Consider the following 22,908-nt stretch of genomic DNA (forward strand, 5'->3'; position numbering starts at 1 on the left):
TATCCTGCCTTTCGGTTATTCGGCTGCTACCGCAAGCGGCTGCTGCGCGGCGAGGTACCGTTCTGCTTCAAGGGCGGCCATACAGCCCATACCGGCGGCGGTGATGGCCTGACGGTATATGTCGTCGGTAACGTCGCCGGCGGCGAAAATACCTTCCACGTCGGTAGCGGTGGAATCGGGCGCGGTCCACATGTAGCCATTGTCCTTGAGCTTCACCTTGCCCTTGAACAGTTCGACGGCCGGCGCGTGGCCGATGGCGACGAAGACGCCGTCGATGGGCGTATCGCTGATCACACCGGTCTTGGTGTCACGCAGTCGCACACCCGAAACAGAGGGTGGCATTGGTGGCTTGGCGGGAGCGCCGGTGATTTCGGCGATTTCCGTGTTCCACAGGATCTTGACGTTTTCCTTGGCGAAGAGCCGTTCCTGAAGGATTTTCTCCGAGCGGAAACTGTCGCGGCGGTGCACGACGGTTACGGACTTGGCGATATGGGCGAGATAGAGCGCTTCCTCCACGGCAGAGTTGCCGCCGCCGACCACGATCACATCCTTGTTGCGATAGAAGAAACCGTCGCAGGTGGCGCAGGCGGAAACGCCGAAGCCCTGAAAGTGCTGCTCACTCTCGATGCCGAGCCACTTGGCCTTTGCGCCTGTTGCGATGATCAGCGTGTCGGCGGTCCAGACCTGACCGGAATCGGTCTTGACCACGAAGGGGCGCGTGTTGGTTTCGACTTCGGTCACGAGGTCGCTGACGATTTCCGCACCCACATGCGTCGCCTGCTTCAGCATCTGGTCCATCAGCCAGGGGCCCTGGATCGGATCGGCAAAGCCCGGATAGTTTTCGACATCGGTGGTGATCATCAGCTGGCCACCCTGTTCCATGCCGGCAATCAGCACGGGTTTCAGCATTGCGCGGGCCGCGTAGATCGCCGCGGTATAACCGGCGGGACCAGAGCCAATGATCAATACCTTGGTATGGCGGGCAGACATGGAAACAATCCTTTTTAAAGTAGCGGGGCCTTTCGGCAGCAGAACATTCCAGCCGAAGCACGGTGGACAGGCCGCAACCCCTTCGTTGCCCGGTATTTAAGGTTGTCTAGTGCCTTTATTCAAGGGCAGCCTTGCGTTACCAACAAGGCAGTTGTGGATGCGCGCGCAATTTTGTGACCGGCCGGCGGCATATTGTTGCGAATCCTGCGCCTGGTAGTACAAGGAAGTTCTCCGGCTTAACGAGGAACCTCTCCGTGACCAGCGTCGAACTCGATGCCATCGATCTGAAAATCCTGCGCGAATTGCAGCGCGACGGGCGCATGACCAACGTGGAACTGGCCGAACGGGTCGGTATTTCCGCGCCGCCGTGCCTCAGGCGCGTCCGCAAGCTGGAAGAAGCCGACGTGATCGAGGGTTATCACGCCATGTTGAACGCGCCGAAGCTCGGTTTCGATCTCGTTGCCTTCTGCATGGTCGGCCTCAAGCGCCAGTCGGACAGCAATCTGAAAGCCTTTGCAGCGGCGACGGCCGGATGGTCGCTGGTGCGCCAGGCCTGGATGGTATCCGGCGAAAGCGATTTCCTTCTGCATTGCATCGCCAGAAACCTGACCGAGTTTCAGGATTTCGTCATCGAGGTTCTGACAGCGGACGAAAACGTCGACACCGTGCGCACCATGCTCACCATCCGTCAGGTCAAGCGCGTCGGTCTGGTGGAAATCTGATCGGCGGACCTTTGAGTGATTGCGCCGGCGCTTACCCGCGCCGCAACGCGTCGTAGATCGTGCCGAGGCTCGTCGCCTCTTTTTCCAGCGGAAATGCAGTGCGCACATGCGAAAGTCCGGCACGGGCATGGTCCCTGGCGAGTGCGGGATCGGCAAGATAGGTTTTAATGGCATCCCGCAGGGACGCGTAGTCGCCGGCCTCAACGACCATGCCGGTCTCGCCCTTGACGATCATTTCCTCATAGGCGCCGGCATTGCTGGCAACGACAGCCGTCTCGGACGCCATGGCTTCCAGTGGCGTCAGGCCAAAGCCCTCGTTGCGTGACGGTGCGACATAGAGGGTTAGCCGCCGATACCAGGGCTTGATGTCGTCCACCTCGCCCTGAAACGCGATGCGGTCCGCAAGACCGGCTGCTGCGACATCGGCCACGAGCTTGTCGGCGAAGGCCTTGTGCTCTGCGGTCACGCGGCCGGAGATGACGGCCGTCCATTCGGGATAGTCGGGCAGAAGTTCGATCATGGCGCGCACGAAAAGGTCTGTTCCCTTCTGGTGGCGCACCCGTCCGAAACATCCGATGAGAAATTGTCCCGGCAGGCCGGTCGAAGCGATCGTATCCTCCGGGCCGGTTGCGGGATGAAACAGCTCGGTATCGACGCCATGCATGACGACGCTGTGTGGTACTTCCAGAAACGAGCCTGAGCGGCCGCTTGTCGCGACGACCGCATCCATTTTTGAAATCAGAAAGCGGGTATAGGCGGAATGTCGCCTTTGCGCCGCCGAGGTGAACATCAGCCTTACCTTCATGCGCAGCACGTCACGCATGAGAATGCCAGGCAACATTTCGAGATTGCGGCGGGCGTGCCAGATGCGCGGACCGCTGAGCGGGCCGTTTTGCCAGAGCCGCCACAGATCACGGAAGCGCACATGTGGCAGATGCTGCGGCAGGCCCGGGCCGATGACGGCCACTTTCTGACCCAGCCGGTTTTGTACCGGAATAAGCTGAACGATGGTGGAGGTAACGCCGGAGAGCCTGCGCTTGAAGTTCGGCGCAAGCACCTGCACATCTTTCAGACTGGCGTGGGACAAGATGGGCTTCCGTCTTTGCGGCTAAGGCAGGATTTTCAGTTCAGGATATCAATGCAATGCGCCCGAAGGGCGCATTGCATGAAAGGGCAGATCAGCCCCACTGTACGGCGAGAATCTCGTAACCCTTGGCGCCGCCCGGTGCGTTGACTTCGATGCTGTCACCGACTTCCTTGCCGATGAGGGCGCGGGCGATGGGCGAGGAAATGGAAATGCGTCCAGCCTTCACATCGGCTTCCTGGTCGCCAACGATCTGATAGATTCTTTCCTCGTCGCTATCCTCGTCGATCAGCTTGACGGTGGCGCCGAACTTGATCTTGGAACCGGACATCTTGGAAAGGTCGATGACTTCCGCGCGTGCGGTCAAGTCTTCGAGTTCAGTGATGCGGCCTTCGTTATGGCTCTGGGCTTCCTTGGCAGCGTGGTATTCGGCATTTTCCGAAAGGTCGCCATGGGCGCGCGCCTCCGCAATTGCCTCGATGATACGGGGACGCTCCTCCTGCTGGCGAAAGCGCAGCTCCTCCTGCAGTTTGATGAATCCACCGTGCGTCATCGGTACTTTTTCTACCATTTTTTTATCCTTCGCAGTCCTGTCGCTTTACTTGCAGACACAAAAAGAAACAGGTTCCGGAGGGGAACTCCGGAACCATGCCAAAATCATAACTAAGCCGACTATATCAGAAGACGACAACGAAATGCCAGCAAATTTGAGACGGGCATTTTCTTGCATTCGTTCAGGGCTTTAACAGATGAGATTGACATTTTTCAATAGAACATATAGTGAACATAACCATGAAGAAGTCAATCAGGCAACGGCTGGCCATTCTTTCCGATGCGGCCAAATACGATGCGTCCTGTGCCTCCAGCGGCACGACGAAACGCAGCTCTGCTGCATCCGGCGGACTTGGCTCCACGGAGGGGTCGGGCATATGCCATGCCTATGCGCCGGACGGGCGCTGCATTTCGCTCCTGAAGATACTGCTCACCAATTTCTGTATCTATGATTGCGCCTATTGCATCAATCGTTCTTCGAGCAATGTCGAGCGGGCGCGGTTTACTGCCGAGGAGGTGGTGTGGCTGACGCTGGAGTTCTATCGGCGCAACTATATCGAGGGGCTGTTTCTCTCTTCCGGCATTATCCGCTCTTCCGATCATACGATGGAAGAGATGGTGCGGGTGGCGCGGGAACTGCGCGTCACGCATGGCTTTCGCGGCTACATCCATCTGAAATCCATTCCCGAAGCATCGCCAAAGCTTATTGAGGAAGCGGGGCTTTACGCCGACCGGCTGTCGATCAACATCGAATTGCCGACTGATAGCGGCGTCAGCCGTTTTGCGCCGGAAAAGCAGCCCGCCAATATTCGCCGCTCGATGGCTGATATCCGCCTGAAGATCGAGGAGGCGGGGGAGCCGACTGTCAGGACGCGAAAGACCAAACGTTTTGCGCCTGCCGGACAGAGCACGCAGATGATTGTTGGGGCGGATGGGGCTGATGACAGCACCATTCTGTCCACCAGCGCCCGGCTTTATGGCAGCTATGGTTTGCGGCGCGTCTATTATTCGGCTTTCAGCCCCATTCCGGATTCGTCGAAGAACCTGCCGCTCATCAAGCCGCCTTTGATGCGGGAACACAGGCTTTATCAGGCCGACTGGCTTTATCGCTTTTATGGGTTCGACATTGGTGAAATAACCGCGATCGGTGGTAATGGCATGCTCGATCTCGATATAGATCCGAAGCTTGCCTGGGCGCTGAAAAATCGCGACCGTTTTCCAGTGGACGTGAACGTGGCGGATCGCGAAATACTGCTGCGCGTGCCCGGCTTCGGTACCAAGACTGTCGCCTCGATCCTGTCTTCACGCCGGTTTCGCCGGTTGCGGCTGGAGGATATTGCCCGCTTCGGCGTTTCCCTGAAAAAGGTGAAGGCCTTCATCGTTGCCGACGGCTGGACGCCGGGCAAGCTGACTGAACGGCCGGATTTGCGAGCGATGTTTGCTCCGCAGCCCGAACAATTATCGCTGCTGTGATGTACGGCCCGGTTCTGGAAGGGCGGGGCGATTTCGGCGAGTGGCGTGATGCGGCGCGCGCGGCTCTCGCCGCCAATGTGCCGCCGGAGGCGATTGACTGGCGGTTGCGGGATGAGCAAGGCGGGCTTCTTGATTTTGCCGGAGAGCCTTTGCCGGCGGCCCGTGCGGATGACGTGCAGGTGTCCGTTCCAGCCTCCTTCGTGACGTTGGCGCAAGCGATTATCTGTCATAGCGATCCGGGTCGTTTCGCACTGCTTTACCGGTTGCTGTGGCGGCTGAAGCGGGATCGCGCCCTGTTGCAGTTCAAGTCCGATGCGGATGTTTCCGAAGCCCGGCAGCTTGAAAAATCGGTCCGCCGCGATTGTCACAAGATGACGGCCTTTGTTCGCTTCAAGGAATTATCCTTGCCGCAGGGGCAGGGCGGGCGGCGGCGCTTCGTCGCATGGTTCGAGCCGGATCACTTCATCGTCGAGCGCACGGCCCCGTTTTTCCAGCGGCGGTTCACGGATATGGACTGGCTGATCGCGACACCGAACGGCTCCGCGCGTTGGGACGGAAACGTGCTGGAGACATCGCGGCAGGCCGCGTCCAAGCCTGAGCTGACGGATGAAACGGACGAGCTGTGGCGAACCTATTATGCCAACATATTCAATCCGGCGCGTCTGAAGATAAAAGCGATGACGGCAGAGATGCCAAAGAAATACTGGAAAAATTTGCCGGAAGCCGAGCTTATTCCAGGTCTCGTTCTCGGCGCCGAGGCGCGGGTGCTGGAGATGGCGGCAAAGGCTGCTAGCCAGCCGCAACCATTCCATCACCGCCTGCAGGCCGCGGCCTCGGCGCGTGAAGAGCCGCCACCGGCGCCGGACGGTACGCTCGCTTCATTGGCGCGGGAGGCTGGCCAATGCACGCGCTGCGCCCTGCATTGCAAGGCAACGCAGACGGTGTTCGGCATGGGACCTGAAGATGCGAAAGTAATGATCGTCGGCGAACAGCCGGGAGATCACGAGGATCTTGCCGGAAAACCTTTCGTCGGTCCCGCTGGTCAGCTGTTCGACCGTACGTTGGTTGAAGCCGGTATTGACCGCAAAAAGCTTTATGTCACCAACGCCGTCAAACACTTCAAATACGAGGCCCGCGGCAAGCGGCGCATTCACCAGCGGCCGGATGCGGGCGAGGTGCAGCAATGCCGCTGGTGGCTTAACAAGGAAATCGAGCTGGTACGGCCGAAGCTTATCGTCGCCATGGGTGCAACTGCGCTTTATGCGCTGACAGGCGGAAAGGAAAAGGTCTCCGAGGTTCGGGGTCGCCCGATACCGATGCAAGAGGAGCGGACGCTTTTTGTCACGGTGCACCCTTCCTATCTTCTTCGCCTTCCCGACTCGCAGCAGAAGGAGGCGGAAATGCAGAATTTCAGGAATGAAATTGATTTTATAAGATTATTCTAATAGACTGTTTTGTGTGTTGCTATGCTATATTGGATAAACATCGATGTCTTCATCGATATGATTAAATTTTTGTTTATTGGTTATTTTTATTGAAATTTTATACTTGATACCATAATTCAGATATTTATATTTATTCATTGCGTGGATGTATGATGCTCGGCGAACTAGATCTTGCAACAGTGATACTGATGCAAAAGTGTTCTTACATTGTTGGAATGCTGAGTTTTATATATCTGAAGCTCACAAATCGTGGTTTGCACGGCCCGACAGCTCTTGCAGCAGGCTTCGCAGCCATGGCTGCCGGCTCCACGCTCGCTGGGTACGGCGAATGGGGAATAATGTCTCCGGCCTTGTGGCAATTCGGCAGCATCGTGTTCGGTATCGTGGGTTATGCGCTGATCTGGCTTGGCCTGAAAATCGTGAGCGATGGACGTGCTGCCAGCAGGGGGACAGTATCAGCTGTCTGTTTGATTGCCTTGCTGGCAATTGTCCTTGCACAGCAGGTGGCTGACAATAACGCTTATCGTGCGGCCCTGTTCAACGGTTGTGCGGCTGTGGCCTATCTTGCGGGAGCGGGCGGGCTTTTCGCGCGATGGCGCAAGGAGCCACTCCTGTCCCGCTTCGCGTTGGGCGCGATTGCGGGTATTTCCGGCCTGATTTCGTTGTCGGTGGCAAAGAGCGTGCTTTTGCCCCAATACGCCGCCATCGATCTGGTCAATGCGTTTTTCTTGATCATCATGTTGAACTTCGCCATTGCGCTGTTCGTGATGATGCTGGTAGCCGAGCGGTCAGAGCGCAAATTGCTGGTTCTCGCCAACACCGATCCTTTGACGGGCGTCAAGAACCGTCGTTTTTTCTTCCAGGCCATGCCGGCGGTGCCGGGTCCCAACGATGCGGCGATGCTGCTCGATATCGACCACTTCAAATCAATCAACGACCGCTTCGGCCACGCCGTCGGCGACAGCGTTCTTCAGGAAGTCGCGAAGCGTATCGGCGGCAGCATACGCGGTGGTGACGTGCTGGCGCGTTACGGTGGCGAGGAGTTTATCATCTTCCTGCCGGGTGCCGGTGTTCAAAAGGCTTGCATGATCGGAGAACGCATTCGCGATGCGATTGCGATAACCGAAGTCGATTGCGGCGGTTTGCGTGTCGGTGTGACGATCAGCATCGGCGTCGCAACCAGCGGAGATGCACGCTGCGATCTTCAGACCCTGGCGGAAATGGCGGACCGCGCCCTTTACCGCGCCAAGACGGATGGGCGCAATTGCGTGCGCGAAGCCCTGGCGGCGTGAGGCTTTTGAGCTTTTTGTGAGACAATGCAAAACGCCGCAGGCATGACCCGCGGCGTTTCCATGATCTTCGTTGGCGGCTGATTTTACAGGAAGTAGCTCTGCAAGGGCTTCACTTCCAGATTGCCGGCCTTAAGCGCCTTGATGGCAAGGGCTGCTGCTTCCGCACCGGCCATCGTCGTGTAGTAGGGCACCTTCTGCATCAGCGTTGCGCGGCGCAGCGACTTCGAGTCGGAAATCGCCTTGTTGCTGTCGGTGGTGTTGATGACCAGCTGGACCTGCCGGTTGCGGATGGCGTCTTCGATATGCGGACGACCTTCCTGCACCTTGTTGATCTTCTCGGCGTTGATGCCCTGTTCAGCAAGGAAACGCTGGGTGCCGCCGGTTGCCAGTACCCTGAAGCCGCTCTCGACCAGAATACGGATTGCGGGCAACACGCGGTCCTTGTCGTCGTCGCGCACCGAGACGAAGACGGTGCCGGAGCGCGGCAGGTCGACGCCGGCGCCGAGCTGGCTCTTGGCGAAGGCGAGTGCGAAATCGGTGTCGAGGCCGATAACTTCGCCGGTCGAGCGCATTTCCGGTCCGAGCAGAATGTCGACGCCGGGGAAGCGGGCGAACGGGAAAACGGCTTCCTTGACGGCGATGTGCTTCAGGTTGCGCGGGTCGGGTTTCTTGCCGTAAGCGGCAATCGCCGCATCAAGCTTTTCGCCGGCCATGACGCGGGCAGCGATCTTGGCGATCGGCGCACCGATGGTTTTTGCAACGAAGGGCACCGTGCGCGAGGCGCGCGGGTTGACTTCGAGAACGTAGATCGTGCCGTCCTTGATCGCGTACTGAACGTTCATCAGGCCACCGACGTTGAGCGCCTTTGCAAGCGCCGTCGTCTGGCGTTCCAGCTCGTCGAGGGTTTCCTTGCTCAGCGAACGGGACGGCAGCGAGCAGGCCGAGTCGCCCGAGTGGATACCGGCTTCTTCGATGTGCTCCATGATGCCCGACACGAAGACGTTTTCGCCGTCGCACAGTGCATCGACGTCGACTTCGACGGCGTTGGTCAGGTAGCTGTCGAACAGAAGCGGGTTCTTGCCGAGCAGGGTGTTGATCTGGCCGGTCTTGTCGTTCGGGTAACGCTGCTTGATGTCCTCTGGCACGAGGCCCGGAACCGTGTCGAGCAGATAGGTCTGGAGCTGGCCTTCCGAATGGATGATCTGCATGGCGCGGCCACCCAGAACATAGGAAGGACGGACGACCAGCGGGAAGCCGATTTCCGAAGCGACGAGGCGCGCCTGTTCAACCGAATAGGCGATGCCGTTGTTCGGCTGGGCGAGGTCGAGCTTCATCAGCAGCTTCTGGAAACGGTCGCGGTCTTCGGCAAGGTCGATCATGTCAGGCGCGGTGCCGAGGATCGGGATACCGTTCTTTTCCAGCGCTTCGGCCAGCTTCAGCGGCGTCTGGCCGCCGAACTGCACGATGACGCCGACCAGTTCGCCCTTTTCCTGTTCGGCGCGCATGATCTCGATCACGTCTTCGGCCGTCAGCGGTTCGAAATAGAGGCGGTCGGAGGTGTCGTAGTCGGTCGAAACCGTTTCCGGGTTGCAGTTGATCATGATCGCTTCGAAGCCTGCATCCTTCAGCGCGAAGGCAGCATGGCAGCAGCAATAGTCGAACTCGATGCCCTGGCCGATACGGTTCGGACCGCCGCCGAGGATGACGACCTTCTTGCGGTCGGAAACCTGCGCTTCAGAGCGGGCGGCGCCGACGAAGGGGATTTCATAGGTCGAATACATGTAGGCGGTGGGCGAGGCGAATTCTGCCGCGCAGGTATCGATGCGCTTGAAGACCGGGCGAACATTGAGGCTGTTGCGCAGTTCGGCCACTTCCTTCGGGCGCTTGCCCGTCAGAATTGCCAGGCGGGCGTCGGAAAAGCCCATGGCTTTGAGCATGCGCAGGTTCTCTGCGTCCTGCGGCAGGCCTTGCTCACGGACACGGGCTTCCATGTCCACAATTGCCTTGAACTGGGCGATGAACCAGGGGTCGATCTTCGAGTTTTCGTGGACTTCCTCTTCCGTCATTCCCATACGCAGCGCCTGGGCGACCATGCGCAGGCGATCCGGCGTCGGCGTGCCGATGGCGGCGCGGATGGCGTTCTTGGAGCCTTCGCCCTCTTCAAAGCCGGGGATTTCGATTTCATCGAGACCGGTGAGGCCGGTTTCCATGCCGCGCAGCGCCTTCTGCAGCGATTCTGCGAAGGTGCGGCCGATGGCCATGACTTCACCGACGGACTTCATGGCCGTTGTGAGGATCGGCGAGGCGCCCGGGAACTTCTCGAAGGCGAAACGCGGGATCTTGGTGACGACGTAGTCGATCGACGGTTCGAACGAGGCAGGCGTCGCGCCGCCGGTGATATCGTTTTCCAGCTCGTCGAGCGTATAGCCGATGGCGAGCTTGGCGGCGATCTTGGCGATCGGGAAGCCGGTCGCCTTGGAGGCGAGAGCAGACGAGCGCGAAACGCGCGGGTTCATTTCGATGACGACGAGGCGGCCGTCTTTCGGGTTGACGGCGAACTGCACGTTCGAGCCGCCGGTTTCCACGCCGATCTCACGCAGCACCGCAATCGAGGCGTTGCGCATGATCTGGTATTCCTTGTCGGTCAGCGTCAGCGCTGGCGCAACGGTGATGGAATCGCCGGTGTGGACGCCCATCGGATCGATGTTTTCGATGGAGCAGATGATGATGCAATTGTCCGCGGTGTCGCGGACCACTTCCATCTCATATTCCTTCCAGCCGAGAACCGATTCTTCGACCAGCACCTCGGTGGTCGGCGAAGCGTCGAGGCCGCCCGAGACGATGTCGAAGAATTCGGAGCGATTATAGGCAATGCCGCCGCCGGTGCCGCCGAGCGTGAAGGACGGGCGGATGATGGCTGGCAGGCCGACATGGTCGATCGCCTGGGCGGCGATTGCAATCGCATGCGCCATGTAACGCTGCTTGCGGTCGGTCTCGCCAAGGTTCCACTGGTTTTCCAGATCGTCCAGCGCCTTGTCCAGTTCCGCACCGGAAAGCTTCGCCTTGAGTTCGGCGCGGGCAGCTTCGTGCTTCTTGCGGTCGGCGTCCTTGATTTCAGTGGCGTTGGCCAGCATGGACTTCGGCGTTTCGAGGCCGATGCGAGCCATGGCCTCGCGGAAGAGGGCGCGGTCTTCGGCCATGTCGATGGCTTCGGGCTTGGCGCCGATCATTTCCACATTGTAGCGGTCGAGAACGCCCATGCGCTTCAGGGACAGCGCGGTGTTGAGCGCGGTCTGGCCGCCCATGGTGGGAAGCAGCGCGTCCGGACGTTCCTTGGCGATGATCTTGGCGACGACTTCCGGGGTGATCGGCTCGACATAGGTTGCGTCGGCGAGGCCCGGATCGGTCATGATGGTGGCCGGGTTGGAGTTGACCAGAATGACCCGGTAACCCTCTTCCTTCAGCGCCTTGCAGGCCTGGGTGCCGGAATAGTCGAATTCACATGCTTGGCCGATGACGATCGGTCCTGCGCCAATGATGAGGATGGACTTGATATCTTGGCGCTTCGGCATGGCTCTCTCGTTCCGCGTTTTGGTTGCGCAAAACACCAGCCAGGGTGAAAGATCACCGGCCGGGGCGCGCAATTCAAAGTTTTCAGGCTAGAAGCGGCTTATAGGCAAATGTTTTTGAGAACGGAACCCCATAAATTCCGGAATCGACAGAAACTCTTAACCCGCCGGTGTATGCGCGGCGAAACGGGCCTGCACGGCCGCGCTATGGGAGCGGCTGACGGGTATTTCCGAGCCGTCTCTTGTAATGACGTGCAGACGGCCAGCCTGTTTACGCAACGAGACGACGTCGGAAATGGCAATCCAGTGGGAACGGTGCACCTGCAAGCCTTCCGTGAGGCCTATTTCTTTCAGCGCATCGGCAAAACGCAGCAGAACGAGCTGATGGCCGCGCGTGGTGACGATTTCGGTATAGTGGTCCTGCACCGACAGCCGCAGCAATTCTCCGCGCTTTTGCGGCGGCAGCCGCTCCAGCAGCGGCGCGATGCTTTTCACCTCACCTTTGGCATCTCCATTCGGGTCCGCAACGGCATCCGTTGCCGTTGCGCGTGACTGGCAGGCCGTGAGGTAGCTCAGCAGGCAAAAGATGGCGCAGAGCGGCAGGGCCGACAGGCTGCTTTTCAGAAAGGCAGCGAAACCCATTTCCCTGCCGGAAAAGATTTGGTTCATGATGGAAAGCAGCAGCCCGATGGGCAGGGCTGCCGTCAGCGAGCCGATCATCATGCGTGTCAGCATATTTTCAATGCTGCTGGCAAGGATGGTGTTGGCGAGGATGGAAAAGGATATTGCGAACGTCCATGCGCCAGCCTGAACGATTGTCCAGTAAAGCAGCCGGTCGGCGAAACTCATGGTCTCACTTGTCCCGAAAGGGCCGGTCAGAATGAAGATCGCCAATATGGCAAGGAAGGTCAGCCACAGTCTGCGCGATTGCAGGATGGCGTGCATTTCACGAAGCGTGGACTGCAAAGAGAGGTGATCCACGAAGTTTTCCTGCGGTTGACGCCAATGCGTTTTTCTTTCGCGCATGTTTTGCCGAAGTTAGCGATAATTTCAACCGGGTCAAAACGCTTCACCATGTCACTCCAGCCTTTGCTAGACGCACCGCTTGCCGTGCAATTCCATGTCGCCACCGTTGTTCCGGCCGCGATTCTCGGTGCCTTCATTTTCCTTCGCCCCAAAGGAACCGCCATCCACCGGCTACTCGGCAGGATCTGGGTGACGCTGATGGTCATGACGTCCGTTTCGACCTTCTTCATTCATGAATTGAGGGTGTTTTACGGTTTCAGCCCGATCCATCTTTTATCGGTTCTCACCATATATGGCTGTCTGCAATCGGTCCTTTTCGCACGCAGGGGCGAAATCAGGCGCCATATGAGGATCATGCAGAGTGTTTATCTCGGTGGTATCGTCATCGCAGGCGGTTTCACCTTTGTTCCGGGGCGGATCATTCACGAGGTTGCTTTCGGTGACGGTCAGCCGGGTCTTGTGGTGCTTTTCGCGGGCGTGTTCGTGTTTGCCCTGCTGTCTCTGACCGTCTTCACGCAAAGGCGGCGAGCCTCCTGAACGAATGCACCCACCTCCGCTTTCTTCCGGAACAAGATGTATTATAGTGCCGTTATAAGGTTGCCTGTTGAGGCGACGTTTGCGGAGAGAAAAGCATGGAATGGAGAGGGCGCCGCCAGTCGGACAATATCGAGGATCGGCGCGGCATGTCGGCGGGATCGGGGCCATCCGGCAACGATCCTTTTTCGCGTGGCGGAATGCGCGTGCCGATCGGGCGCCGCGGCGGCGGCATCGGCATTGGCGGTCTTCTGCTGATCCTGCTGATCAGCTGGGTGCTTGGCATCAATCCGCTGACGCTGCTTTCGGGCGGAGACATTTCACTGGATGGGGGCGGTACCACGCAGCAATCCGGCCAGCAGGCGGGCACTCGGCCGCAGGGCCAATCGTCCGACGAGACGACGGCTTTCGTGCGCACCGTGCTGGCTGAGACGGAAGATACCTGGAGCGGCATTTTCCAGTCCGCCGGCGAGACCTATCAGAAACCGACCCTTGTGCTGTTTTCCGGGCAGGTTGCGTCTGCCTGCGGTTCTGCCTCTGCGGCCAGCGGCCCGTTCTATTGCCCTGGTGACCGAAAGGTCTATCTCGACACCAGTTTTTTCAGTGAACTGGATAAGCGTTTCGGCGCGTCTGGCGATTTCGCGCAGGCTTACGTTATTGCGCATGAGGTGGGCCACCACGTCCAGAACCTGACCGGTGTCCTGCCGGAGTTCAACCGCCGCCGCCAGTCCATGAGCCAGGTGGACGCCAACAAGATGTCGGTGCGTGTGGAGCTTCAGGCCGATTGTTATGCCGGGATCTGGGGCAAGTTCACCGAACAGAAGGGCATTCTGGAAACTGGTGACCTTGAGGAAGCACTCAACGCTGCCCACCAGATCGGCGACGACACCCTGCAGAAGCAGACGCAAGGATATGTGGTGCCTGACAGTTTCAACCACGGTACGTCGGCGCAGCGCATGGAATGGTTCAAGCGCGGCTTCCAGAACGGACGCGTCGAGGACTGCGACACCTTCTCGGCGAATATCTGAGAACCAAATGAGCGAGGGGGCTTTTCAGCCCCCTTTTTATTCAGCGCATCAACAGCGCCACGGCATACATGCCAAGCGCGAAGATCGTATGGGCAACGAGGTTGAGAAAGCGAACCTTGTTCGGGTTCGGCGTCTTCGATGCCGCCCAGCCGATGCCGAGGCCAGGTTGTAGCAGGAACCAGCCCGCGCCGACCGTGACGATGCCCACGATCCAAGGCTGAATGAAGGACGGCTCTGAAAACCACGAGGTCGGCACTATCAGGGCGAGAATGATGCCGTAGAGAATGCCGACGGCATAATGCGAGACCCAGCCAAGCGCCAGTTCATGCTCGTAAGGTGCGGCCGTCGCGATAGTATCGTGGAATATCCTGCCTTTCGGCACATGCCAGAACCAGCGGCCGACCGGTGCCCAGTTCGGGGCGGACTGGCCGAAAAACCGGTGCAGCACAATCGCCCATATATCCATAAACACGGTGCCACCCACCCCCATGGCAATACCGCGCCAAATCAAATCCAGCATAGATCCCTCCGCAAATCATGATCGACCAAGCTCTAGCTGATCGTGTGAGTGGCGGGAACAGGGTTTTTCGCGTGCTGAGGGCGGACAAGAAAAATGGCCGGATCGCTCCGGCCATAATGAAGACTGAAACGTCTCCTCCGTCATGCCGGACTGGATCCGGGGTAACGGTGCGATTGTCTCACCAGTGAGCTATTTTCGCTCTACGCGGCACGCCCATATTCAGCCTGCCGCCGTGTTGCCGTGGCGAGCTGGAACTGCGCAAGCAATTCGTTGAGCGCCGCCGCTTCCGAGGCGAGGCCGTGGCTTGCCGCAGTCTGTTCTTCGACCATGGCGGCATTCTGCTGGGTGCCCTGATCGATGGTGTTGATGGCGGTGTTGATTTCCTGAAGTCCGGTGGACTGTTCGCGCGACGACGTTACGATGGCGTCGATGTGGCGGTTGATCTCCTGGACTTCGCGCACGATGGTTTCCAGCGCCTTGCCGGCATTGCCGACGAGATCGACACCGGATTGCACCTGCGATGTTGAGGCGTTGATCAGCGTCTTGATCTCCTTCGCGGCATTTGCAGAGCGCTGGGCAAGCTCGCGCACTTCCTGTGCGACGACGGCAAAACCCTTGCCTGCCTCACCGGCGCGGGCGGCTTCCACGCCGGCATTCAGCGCAAGCAGGTTCGTCTGGAAGGCGATTTCGTCGATCACGCCAATGATGTTGCTGATCTCCGACGACGATTTTTCGATGCCTTCCATGGCACGAACAGCGTCCTCGACGATGATGCCGGACTGCTCGGCGTTGTTGCGCGTGCGGTCGACCAGACGGCCTACCTCTTCGGCACGGCGGGCGGAATCCTTGACCGTCGTGGTTATTTCCTCAAGCGCGGCCGCAGTCTCCTCGACAGAGGCGGCCTGCTGCTCGGTGCGCTTGGCCAGGTCGTCGGCAGACTGGCGGATTTCTCCAGCACCGGCATCGATTGCGCGTGCATTCTGGCCGACTGTGCTCAAGGCAACGTTCAGCTTGGCGACGGAGTTGTTGAAGTCGTCGCGCAAGCGGTCGATGCGGGTCACGAAAGGTGTCTCGATCCGGTAGTTGAGGTCGCCGTTCGAAAGGTGCGTCAGTCCCTTTGCCAGCGAATCGACTGCGAACTGGATGTCGGCCGCGTCTTTCGCCGCCAGTCGTTCGCGGTCGTTGCGCTCCTGTTCGGAAAGCGTGCGGTTCTGTTCGGCGTCGCCTTCAAGACGCAGACGTTCCGTGGCGTTCGATTTGAATACGGCAACCGCCGCAGCCATCGAGCCGATCTGGTCACTGCGCTCCTGGCCGGGAATGGCGACATCGAGATTGCCGGCGGCAAGCCTTTCCATGGCAGCAGTCATCTGCGTGACGGGGCGAACAATGAAACGGCTGAGAACGGTTGCCAGCAGGGCGATCATGATCGCGGCGGCAAGGATCGTGGCGATGGTTGCCGCGAGGCGAAATTGGCCGATCGCGCTGTAGGCGACGTCGGAATCGACAACGAAACCGAGATACCAATCGACCGAGGGCAGACCGGCGACGGGAATGAAGCTGGTGATCTTGCCCTTGCCGTCGATCTCGGTTTGCGAAATCGCGGAAGAAATTGCCGGTGTATCAACCTTGAAGAGATCGGTCAGCGGCTTGTCGACGAATTTCGCATCGGGATGCATGAGGATCTTGCCGTCCTTGCTGACGAGGAAGGCGTATCCATCCTTGCCGGCATCCACCGACTTGATCATCGATACAAGCGAATCCAGCGAGAAGTCGCTACCCGTCACGCCGGCCAGCTTGCCGTCGATGGACACGGGAATGGCGGCAGTGATGATAAGGCCGCCGGTCGACGCATCGCTATAGGGCTCGGTCAGTACTGGCTTGCCGGCCTTGACGGCGTCCAGATACCAGGGACGCTTGCGCGGGTCGTAGCCTTCCGGCAATGGCAATTTCGGGAAAGTCGTGAAACTGCCGCTTTCAGCATTGCCGAAATAGGTGGACATGAACTGAGCCGTCAGCACGTCGTTCTGGAGGAACTGCAGCTTGGCGTCGTCATCTGGGAGCTTGGCGAGCGTCTTCGCAACCGTTTCGGTCAGCATGATGCGGCCGTTCAGCCAGTTGGCGATGCTTTGCGCTGCCTGCTTGCCGGACGAATCGATATTTTCCGCCACGGCTTGCGTTGTCACCTGGTGTTGAAGACTGTCTATATAGAAGGAAAAGCCGGCAAAAGCGGCGACGACAAGCGATGACGCCGCAAACAGAATGCGCGTCATGAGATTGGTTTTTTTGGGCAAGCTACACGTCCTTGGAACCAGATGTGCCCATTCGGCTCATCTCGGAAAATAATGGAAAGACATGCCTCAATGGCGGGAATATTCTGCGTCATGCAGCTTATGGTTTGAAAGAACTTCGCGATATTCTAATGCGTAAAGCGAAATGGTAAAATTCGGCTAAATTTGTTATATGTCAGGCCGTTTCGGCCCAAGTGGACGTAAAATTGCCGTTCTGCGTAAATTTTGATCATTGATCCGCAAAGGTTGCGTGCAGGAAGGGAATATTTTATTCATCACCTGCTGCCATTGCGCAATTCGCGGGCAATGGCCAAAATTCAGGTGAATTACAATGTCTTCGTCGGTTGTTGCAGAAACCGTTCCCTCTGGATCGGGGTCGTGGCTTTCGCATTTCAAGGCTACGCTTGCGCTTGGAATCCCGCTTGTCGGTGCGCAGCTCGCGCAGCTTGGCATCCACACTACAGATATGGTCATCGTCGGTCAGCTCGGAGCTGAGAAGCTGGCGGCCATGGTGCTGGCCGGGCAGTTCTTCTTCGTTGTCTTCATTTTCGGCTCGGGATTTTCCGTGGCCGTGGTGCCAATGGTAGCGCAGGCTTACGGGCAGGGCGATGCGACGGCTGCCCGCCGCTCGCTGCGCATGGGCATGTGGGTGGCAATCGCCTACTGGATTCTGGCCTTGCCGATATTCTTCAACGCCGAGCGCATTCTGGTCTATCTCGGGCAAAACCCCGAAGTTGCGGCGTTGACCGGCCATTATCTCGCCATCGCCAAGTTCGGCCTTTTGCCGGCGCTGCTTTTTTACGTGCTGCGCGGGCTTGTCAGTGCCATCGGCCGTGCTGGTATCATTCTGTATGTCACCATCATCATGTTGGTGATGAACGGTTTGATGGCCTATGCGCTGGTCTTCGGCCATTTCGGATTGCCGGTGATGGGCATGAACGGCGCGGCTGTCGTTGCCGTCATCGTCAATGCCTTCAGCTTCATCTTCATCGTCGCTTATGTGCAGACGCGTGAGGAAACCAGGAAATACGAGCTGTTCGTGCGCTTCTGGCGGCCGGACTGGCATGCGCTGTTCGAAGTGCTGCGCCTTGGCCTGCCGATCAGCATCACCATCCTTGCCGAAGTGACGCTGTTTGCGGCGGCTTCGATCCTGATGGGACAGATTGGCACCGTGCAGCTTGCGGCGCATGGCATCGCTCTGCAGCTTGCCTCCATCGCTTTCATGATCCCGCTCGGCCTGTCGCAGGCGGCGACCGTGAGGGTCGGTGTCGCGTTCGGTCAGGGTGATTTCAGGAACCTCGTGCGCGCCGCCATCATGGTCTACGCGATTGCCTGCGGCATTGCCGTTTGCGGCGGCATCCTGTTTGCGGCTGTTCCGGAATTTCTGGCGAAGTGGTTTCTTGACGCGAAGTTGCCGGAAGCGGCGGAAGTGCTTGCCTACGCAAGCAGCCTCGTGGTGATCGCCGGCATCTTCCAGCTGGTCGATGGTATCCAGGCCGTGACAGCAGGTTTGCTGCGCGGATTGAAGGATGCGCGCATTCCGGCGATGCTGGCGCTGATTTCCTATTGGCCGATCGGGCTGGCGCTGGCCTGGACCATGGCCTTTCCGCTCGGCTTTGGCGGACGCGGCGTCTGGTTCGGTTTCGTGATCGGCCTTTCGACGGCGGCCGTTCTCCTGACTATACGTTTCGTCATTCTGGTGAAGCGTGAAATGAAAACGGCCCGCTGAAAGCGGGCCGTATATTTTTCCTGATTTTCCGAAGATGTCTCAGCGCTCGGCGAGCGCTGCCTCACCTTGTCTCTCGCGCAGCAGGTTGACGAAGCGGCGGAAGAGATAGTGGCTGTCCTGCGGGCCGGGCGATGCTTCCGGATGGTGCTGGACGGAGAAGACCGGCTTGCCGACGATGCGCAGGCCGCAATTGGTGCCGTCGAACAGCGACGTGTGGGTTTCTTCGACGCCATCAGGCAGCGACTTGGCGTCAACCGCAAAACCATGGTTCATGGAAACGATTTCCACCTTGCCGGTGGTGAAGTCCTTGACCGGATGGTTGGCGCCGTGGTGGCCCTGGTGCATCTTTTCAGTCTTGGCGCCGACGGCCAGGCCAAGCATCTGGTGGCCGAGGCAGATGCCGAAGATCGGCAGGTCGCTGTTGATGAGGTTCTGAATGACCGGTACGGCATATTCGCCTGTCGCGGCCGGATCTCCCGGACCGTTGGAAAGGAAAACGCCATCCGGCTTCAATGCCAGAATGTCTTCGGCGGATGTCTGGGCCGGAACCACCGTGACCTTGCAATCGAGACCGGCGAAGAGGCGCAGGATGTTGCGCTTGACGCCGAAATCCACGCAGACGACATGGTACTTCGCATCGGCTTCACTCAGCGTGCCGTAACCCTCGTTCCAAACCCAAGGCGTTTCCGTCCAGGTGGAGGATTGGCCGGATGTGGCTTCGATGGCGAGGTCGAGGCCGACGAGACCGCTCCATGCCTTGGCTTCCGCCTTCAGCGCCTCGATGTCGAACACGCCGTTGGGATCATGGGCGATCACCGCGTTCGGTGCACCGTTTTCGCGTATCCATGCCGTCAGCGCGCGCGTGTCGATGCCGCAAAGGCCGATGACGCCGCGGGCTTTCAGCCAGGCATCCAGATGCTTGGCGGCGCGGAAGTTCGAAGGGTCGGTGATGTCGGCCTTGAAGATGACGCCGACTGCGCCCCGGCGGGCGGCTGGCGTCAGGTCTTCGATGTCTTCCTCATTGGTGCCGACATTGCCGATGTGCGGGAAGGTGAAGGTGACGATCTGGCCGAGATAGGACGGATCGGTCAGGATTTCTTCGTAACCGGTCAGTGCGGTGTTGAAGCAGACTTCGGCCTGTACTTTGCCGGTTGCGCCGATCCCCGTTCCTTCGATCACTGTGCCATCGGCAAGAACAAGCATTGCGGTCGGTTTGCGGGTAGTCCAGGGCGCTGTCTCGGTCATCTCGTTCCGTTTCTGCCGCTTCGCACCCCGCCTCTTGAAAGGCAGGGGGAGAGGGGCCATTTTTTGTCGCAGGCTTCGTGACATAAAGGGGCGCGCGAAAAACTCGCGTTTTGACCCTTCGTTAAAATCTCGTGCAGGTGCCGGAAAATAACGAAAGCTGCTTAAACGGTCAACCGCAGGCTCGAGATTTACGCGGAATTAAACCTTCGCACATTCAAAGGCTTATGCATTTGATTTGCTTGAGCGGGTTTGCTCGGTTATGTCGTTTCGAAAAATAAGGTGGAAAGTTTCCGTGTCGAGAAGCTGCGGAATGCACTTTCCCAAGGAGAAGAAGAAATGATGCGCGACACGTTCGCTAATACTCTGAAAGACGCGCTGAAGGCTCGTGACGCCCGGCGTACATCGACCGTGCGTCTCATCCAGGCGGCCATCAAGGATCGCGATATTGCCAATCGCGGCGTGGGCAAGGACCCCGTCACCGACGACGAGATCATGCAGATCCTGACCAAGATGGTAAAGCAGCGGGAAGAGTCCGCCAGCATCTATGATGGTGCCGGTCGCGCCGAGCTTGCCGCTCAGGAGCGCGAGGAAATCGTCATCATCAAGGAATTCATGCCGGAAGAAATTCCGGCCGAAAAGGTGCGCGAATTGTGCCAGGCCGTCATCAGCGAAACCGGCGCCTCCGGCCTGCGTGACATGGGCAAGTGCATGAATGCGCTCAAGGAGCGCTATCCCGGCCAGATCGACTTCGCGAAAGCCTCCGGCGTCGTCAAGGATTTGCTGAAGTAGTTTTCGCCCGTTCGGAAAAAGTAAAGGCAGGGCAGCCATGGCTGCCCTGCCTTTTTGCTGCCGACGAAGGCGCATTTCGGCGGATCAAAATGCGGTCACGCGCAGGCGTTTTTCGGGGGACGTGCCTGCGGGCGTCAGCAGCTTTATAAGAATGTCCGGGCGCTGCCTTTGAATATGTTTTATACCTCGGCGACGGTTGGCTCAAATTACAAAAACATAATTTTTTGTGATGATGCGCTGCCATAAATTTGCCCGAAGCGGGCGACAGCGGCGATGCGGTTTTAGTGCGATGGCCTGTGAATATCGGGTATTCCGGTTCTTTGGGTTTGGTACTGACCCCTTTCTGCGCTTATATGAAAGACTGGCCTCGAACAGGTAAACCATGCGATTTTCCAATTCTTTTCTCGATGAGATACGCGACCGCGTGAACATCTCCGATGTGATCGGCAGACGTGTGTCCTGGGATAAGAAGAAGACCAATACGCCGCGGGGCGATTATTGGGCCTGCTGCCCGTTCCATGGCGAAAAAAGCCCGAGTTTTCACTGCGAGGATCGCAAGGGGCGATACCATTGTTTCGGTTGCGGTGTTTCCGGCGATCATTTCCGGTTTCTCACCGATCTCGAGGGGTTGAGTTTCCCCGAAGCCGTTCAGCAGATCGCCGACATGGCCGGCATCTCCATGCCGCAGCCCGATCCGCAGGCTGAGAAGCGCGAGCGCGAGCGCACCTCGTTGCAGGACGTCATGGAAATGGCGACGCTGTTCTTTCAGGATCAGTTGCAGACCGCGCTTGGTGCGCGGGCGCGGGCTTATCTGCGCGATCGCGGACTGACTGGGCGCACCATCGAGACATTCAGGCTCGGTTTTGCACCAGATAGCCGCAATGCGCTAAAGGAGCATCTGGCGAGCAAGGGTGTGGCGCGCGAACAGATGGAAGCCTGCGGGCTGGTGGTGCATGAAAACGTGCCGGTTTCCTATGACCGCTTCCGCGACCGCATCATGTTCCCGATCCTGTCGTCGCGCGAAAAGGTGATCGCTTTCGGCGGCCGCGCCATGGCGGCGGATGCAGTGGCCAAATATCTGAACTCCAACGAGACCGAGCTTTTTCACAAGGGCAATGTTCTCTACAATTTCGCCCGTGCGCGGCGCGCCTCGCAGGCTTCCGGTGGCACCGTCATTGCCGTCGAAGGTTATATGGATGTCATTGCGCTTTATCAGGCGGGTGTGGAAAATGCTGTCGCCCCGCTCGGCACGGCGCTGACGGAAAGCCAGCTTGAGCTCCTGTGGAAAATGTCGCCGCAGCCGATCCTCTGCTTTGATGGCGACGGCGCCGGCATTCGTGCCGCCAACCGCGCAGCCGATCTCGCCTTACCGCATATCAAGCCTGATCGTTCGGTCAGCTTTGCGCTTTTGCCCGACGGAAAAGACCCTGATGATCTCGTGCGGCTGGAGGGGCGTGCGCCTTTTGACCGTGTGCTTTCCGAGGCAAAACCGCTCGCGGCGATGATCTGGAGCCGCGAGACCTCTTCGGTGACTTTCGATACGCCTGAAAAGCGTGCCCAGCTTGAAAGCCGGCTGCGGCAGATCGTTGCCGTCATCGGCGACGAGGCGGTGCGGCGTTTTTACCAGCAGGATATGCGCGACAGGCTGAATGCCTTCTTCCAGCCGCGTTTTCAGCAGGGCGGTTCGCAGGGTGGAAATTTCCGCCGCGATGGCCAGCAGGGTAATGGGCGCGGGTTCCAGAGGAACGCTTCCGGACGGGGTGGAGCCATGGCTGCGCCGGCCAGCAACATTTCCGACCGGCTTACCCAGTCGGGTCTGGTCAGGGGGCACCAGACCAAGCCTTCACTTCGCGAAAGCGTTCTCGCCATCACCATCGTCAACCATCCCGAACTGCTGCTTGAGGAATATGACGAGATCGCCGCGATCGATTACGAGAACCGCGATCTGCAACGCCTGTGGTCGACTGTGCTGACCTTTGCAGCGGAAAGTGCGGCCGAGATTTCGCGGGCAGGGCTGATCGAGCGCCTGTCGCAGCAGGGTTTCGAGGTGCTTTTGAAAACCATGGACCAGCAGGTGCGCAATGCGCGCCTGTGGACGGCCACGGAACAGGCGGCGCTAGAAGATGCGCGTGAGGGATATGTGCAGGCGCTTTCCCTGCACAAGAGGACGAAATCCCTGCTCTGGCAGAAGCGCGAGCTGGAACGGGAAATAGGCGAGGCGACGGACGACGAACGCGGCACGCTTCTGGTGCGGGCGCTGGCCGAAGTTCAGCTGGAAATCGGCCGAATGGAAAATCAGGAAGCGATCATCGATGGTTTCGGCGTCATGTCCGGCCGGGTAAAGGGTCCGGCTGTCGGCCATGGCTGAGAACTGCGGCCAAGAATAGAAAGACGTGTGGGGTTGCCTTTTGCTGCAAGCGCCCTAAATAGGGGGTAGTCTGGTGATAACTCGCAAAATGCGGCCCTTTTTATGAATTTCCGTGGCTGTCTCGCCCTCAAAGGCTTGACGGGGCGGGAAATAGCGGGAATCACCAATTCAGGAATAGTAAGGTGGAATGAGCCTTGGCGGATAGAAATTGCATGAGCAAGCATTTTCGGGTGCACTGTCTTTGCATTCTGCCT

The 22,908-nt window shown here is 58.8% G+C and carries 17 protein-coding genes; 9 read left to right on the top strand and 8 right to left on the bottom strand.

The annotated features are described in order from the left end of the window. Window positions 1-15: 15 nt before the first annotated feature. Window positions 16-990, bottom strand: a complete 975-nt coding sequence (trxB, locus tag J5276_RS03235) for a thioredoxin-disulfide reductase (protein WP_112154048.1) — start codon at window positions 988-990, stop codon at window positions 16-18. 254 nt (window positions 991-1,244) lie between these two features. Between trxB and J5276_RS03240 the strand changes: the two genes are divergently transcribed. Further along, a complete protein-coding gene (locus J5276_RS03240) occupies window positions 1,245-1,712 on the top strand; it encodes an Lrp/AsnC family transcriptional regulator (protein ID WP_003513401.1) in 468 nt (155 codons plus the stop codon). Window positions 1,713-1,743: 31 nt separating this feature from the next. Here J5276_RS03240 and J5276_RS03245 read toward each other — a convergent pair whose 3' ends face one another. Further along, window positions 1,744-2,799: a glycosyltransferase family 4 protein gene (locus J5276_RS03245; protein ID WP_111783580.1), complete on the bottom strand. Its 1,056-nt coding sequence runs from the start codon at window positions 2,797-2,799 to the stop codon at window positions 1,744-1,746. 91 nt (window positions 2,800-2,890) lie between these two features. Next, window positions 2,891-3,367 carry a transcription elongation factor GreA gene (gene greA / locus J5276_RS03250; RefSeq protein WP_003513396.1) on the bottom strand — a complete coding sequence of 159 codons (477 nt, stop codon included), beginning with the start codon at window positions 3,365-3,367 and terminating at the stop codon, window positions 2,891-2,893. A 221-nt stretch (window positions 3,368-3,588) separates the two neighbouring features. On the opposite strand from greA, the gene J5276_RS03255 reads away from it, so the two are divergent. From J5276_RS03255 to J5276_RS03265, 3 genes are all read left to right on the top strand, one after another. Then, entirely contained in the window at window positions 3,589-4,821 is a 1,233-nt protein-coding gene (locus J5276_RS03255) for a putative DNA modification/repair radical SAM protein (RefSeq protein WP_065702322.1), read from the top strand. Then, a complete protein-coding gene (locus J5276_RS03260) occupies window positions 4,821-6,266 on the top strand; it encodes a UdgX family uracil-DNA binding protein (protein WP_112154047.1) in 1,446 nt (481 codons plus the stop codon). The genes J5276_RS03255 and J5276_RS03260 overlap by 1 nt, the downstream gene beginning before the upstream one ends. 152 nt (window positions 6,267-6,418) lie before the next feature. Continuing rightward, the gene (locus J5276_RS03265; protein ID WP_026330772.1) at window positions 6,419-7,558 is read left to right on the top strand and encodes a GGDEF domain-containing protein; all 1,140 of its coding nucleotides are present in this window, start codon (window positions 6,419-6,421) and stop codon (window positions 7,556-7,558) included. Window positions 7,559-7,641: 83 nt separating this feature from the next. Here the strand turns inward: J5276_RS03265 and carB are convergent, their stop codons facing one another. Beyond that, on the bottom strand, window positions 7,642-11,130 hold the full coding sequence (gene carB, locus J5276_RS03270) for a carbamoyl-phosphate synthase large subunit (protein ID WP_003513392.1): 3,489 nt from the start codon (window positions 11,128-11,130) through the stop codon (window positions 7,642-7,644). A 156-nt stretch (window positions 11,131-11,286) separates the two neighbouring features. Beyond that, window positions 11,287-12,153: a LytTR family DNA-binding domain-containing protein gene (locus tag J5276_RS03275; RefSeq protein ID WP_065687156.1), complete on the bottom strand. Its 867-nt coding sequence runs from the start codon at window positions 12,151-12,153 to the stop codon at window positions 11,287-11,289. A 48-nt stretch (window positions 12,154-12,201) separates the two neighbouring features. On the opposite strand from J5276_RS03275, the gene J5276_RS03280 reads away from it, so the two are divergent. Together J5276_RS03280 and J5276_RS03285 are read left to right on the top strand one after the other, a co-directional pair. Further along, window positions 12,202-12,690: a DUF2306 domain-containing protein gene (locus J5276_RS03280; protein WP_003513390.1), complete on the top strand. Its 489-nt coding sequence runs from the start codon at window positions 12,202-12,204 to the stop codon at window positions 12,688-12,690. A 95-nt stretch (window positions 12,691-12,785) separates the two neighbouring features. Then, on the top strand, window positions 12,786-13,715 hold the full coding sequence (locus J5276_RS03285; protein ID WP_003513383.1) for a neutral zinc metallopeptidase: 930 nt from the start codon (window positions 12,786-12,788) through the stop codon (window positions 13,713-13,715). A gap of 40 nt (window positions 13,716-13,755) precedes the next feature. Here the strand turns inward: J5276_RS03285 and J5276_RS03290 are convergent, their stop codons facing one another. Continuing rightward, complete coding sequence (locus tag J5276_RS03290) at window positions 13,756-14,235, bottom strand: DUF2938 domain-containing protein (RefSeq protein ID WP_111803765.1); 480 nt, start codon at window positions 14,233-14,235, stop codon at window positions 13,756-13,758. Window positions 14,236-14,435: 200 nt separating this feature from the next. Next, complete coding sequence (locus tag J5276_RS03295; protein ID WP_065687158.1) at window positions 14,436-16,526, bottom strand: methyl-accepting chemotaxis protein; 2,091 nt, start codon at window positions 16,524-16,526, stop codon at window positions 14,436-14,438. A 328-nt stretch (window positions 16,527-16,854) separates the two neighbouring features. On the opposite strand from J5276_RS03295, the gene J5276_RS03300 reads away from it, so the two are divergent. Then, window positions 16,855-18,252 carry an MATE family efflux transporter gene (locus tag J5276_RS03300; RefSeq protein WP_013636556.1) on the top strand — a complete coding sequence of 466 codons (1,398 nt, stop codon included), beginning with the start codon at window positions 16,855-16,857 and terminating at the stop codon, window positions 18,250-18,252. Window positions 18,253-18,291: 39 nt separating this feature from the next. Here J5276_RS03300 and carA read toward each other — a convergent pair whose 3' ends face one another. Further along, window positions 18,292-19,497 (bottom strand): glutamine-hydrolyzing carbamoyl-phosphate synthase small subunit, encoded by a 1,206-nt coding sequence (gene carA, locus J5276_RS03305; protein WP_035198637.1) that lies wholly within the window; start codon window positions 19,495-19,497, stop codon window positions 18,292-18,294. Window positions 19,498-19,836: 339 nt separating this feature from the next. Here carA and J5276_RS03310 point away from each other — a divergent pair, with 339 nt between their 5' ends. Both J5276_RS03310 and dnaG read left to right on the top strand, forming a co-directional pair. Further along, window positions 19,837-20,286 carry a GatB/YqeY domain-containing protein gene (locus tag J5276_RS03310; protein ID WP_026330775.1) on the top strand — a complete coding sequence of 150 codons (450 nt, stop codon included), beginning with the start codon at window positions 19,837-19,839 and terminating at the stop codon, window positions 20,284-20,286. A 382-nt stretch (window positions 20,287-20,668) separates the two neighbouring features. After that, a complete protein-coding gene (dnaG, locus tag J5276_RS03315) occupies window positions 20,669-22,654 on the top strand; it encodes a DNA primase (protein ID WP_003513370.1) in 1,986 nt (661 codons plus the stop codon). The last annotated feature ends 254 nt before the right edge of the window (window positions 22,655-22,908 follow it).

The organism is Agrobacterium sp. S7/73 (assembly GCF_019355535.1).
GTDB lineage: Bacteria > Pseudomonadota > Alphaproteobacteria > Rhizobiales > Rhizobiaceae > Agrobacterium > Agrobacterium tumefaciens.